This is a genomic window from Novosphingobium sp. 63-713, assembly GCF_001898925.1.
Classification (GTDB): Bacteria; Pseudomonadota; Alphaproteobacteria; order Sphingomonadales; family Sphingomonadaceae; genus Novosphingobium.
Genome location: NZ_MKVS01000021.1, coordinates 1 through 1,650, shown reverse-complemented (window position 1 = coordinate 1,650; position 1,650 = coordinate 1). Strand labels below are relative to the sequence as shown.

General features: G+C 63.4%; 1 pseudogene. It reads left to right on the top strand.

Features of this window, described 5'->3' with window-relative positions:
* Positions 1–81: 81 nt before the first annotated feature.
* Positions 82–1,650, top strand: a pseudogene (locus BGP00_RS10250) (strawberry notch-like NTP hydrolase domain-containing protein); the annotation flags it as partial.

Here is a 1,650-nt window from a genome sequence, read left to right as displayed (position 1 = left end):
CCGCTGTCCTGCCGTTCCCGAGAAACGCCCATGTCCAGCCTCGCAATAAAAGAAGTGAGACACCCTAGACAGTTTAGATATCTGATCGAGGATGCGCGGCGGGACTGGCAGGCGCTGGGCGGCATGGCGCTCGACATCCAGCCGCTCGCCAAAATCAAACCGGAGCGACCCATCGGGCGAGGGGACGCCATCCTCTTCGCTTCCTATGCCACCTTGCGCAGCGCTTCAGGCGCAAAAACGCGGTTGCAGCAAATCCTCGATTGGTGCGGCGAGGATTTTGAAGGGCTGCTCCTGTTTGACGAGGCTCATGCAATGGGCGGTGTTGCAGGCGGGGAAGGGAGATTTGGCGCCACCAAGGGATCGCAGCAGGGCATCACCGGGGTTGAACTGCAAAATCGCCTACCGCGTGCCCGCGTGATCTATGCCTCGGCCACCGGCGCCTCCGACATCAACAATCTGGCCTATGCCGTGCGGCTCGGCCTCTGGGGCGAGGGGACAGCTTTCCCTGATCGCACCGCCTTTATTACCCGTATCCGCGAGGGCGGTATCGCGGCGATGGAACTGGTCGCGCGGGAGCTCAAGGCAATGGGCGTTTATACCGCCCGCGCCTTGTCCTATGCTGGCGTCGAATACGATATTCTCGAACACGCGCTCTCGGTCGACCAGATTGCCGATTTCGACGCCTATGCCGATGCGTGGAGCGTGGTGAACCAGAACATGGAGGCAGCGCTGGGCGCTGCGGGCGTGACCGATCCGGTCGATGGCCGGACGCTCAATGGACAGGCATTGAGCGCGGCGCGCTCGCGTTTCGAAAGCTCCAAACAACGGTTCTTCGGGCAATTGCTGCTCTCGATGAAACTGCCGACCCTGCTGCCCGCCATCGCCGGTGCGCTGGAGGCAGGCCAAAGCGCTGTGGTGCAACTGGTCTCAACCTCGGAAGCTTTGCTGGGACGGCGCCTGGCCGAACTCGATGCCGAGGACCGGGCTGAACTGAGTGTGGACCTGTCGCCCAAAGAACTGCTTCTGGATTACCTGAACAGCGCCTTTCCCACGCGAGCGATGGAAAGCTACTGGGACGATGAGGGTAATGAGCGTTCGCGTCCGCTGTCGGATGCCAATGGCAATCCCGTCCATTCGCAGGAAGCCCTGCGCATCAAGAATGATCTGATCGAATTGCTCGGCGCGCTGCCGCCCATTGTTCCGGCGCTCGATGCCATCATTGCGCGCTTTGGTGCCGATGCCGTGGCCGAGGTGACCGGGCGAACCCGTCGCCTGCTGTCTCTGCCCGATGGCACCCAGAAGCTGGAATCGCGTTCCCCGAGCAATGCCATGGCCGATGCCAATGCCTTTATGGCTGGCCAGAAGCGGGTGCTGGTCTTCTCGGATGCCGGGGGCACGGGCCGGTCCTATCATGCCTCGCTCGATTGCCAGAACCAGCAGCGCCGCGTCCATTTCCTGCTCGAACCGGGCTGGCGCGCGGATCGCGCCATTCAGGGCCTGGGCCGCACCAACCGTACCCATCAGGCCAGCGCGCCGATCTTCCGCCCGGTCACCACCGATTGCCGCGGCGAGCGTCGCTTCATTTCGACGATTGCGCGGCGGCTCGACAGTCTGGGGGCGCTCACGCGGGGCCAGCGGCAGACGGGTGGG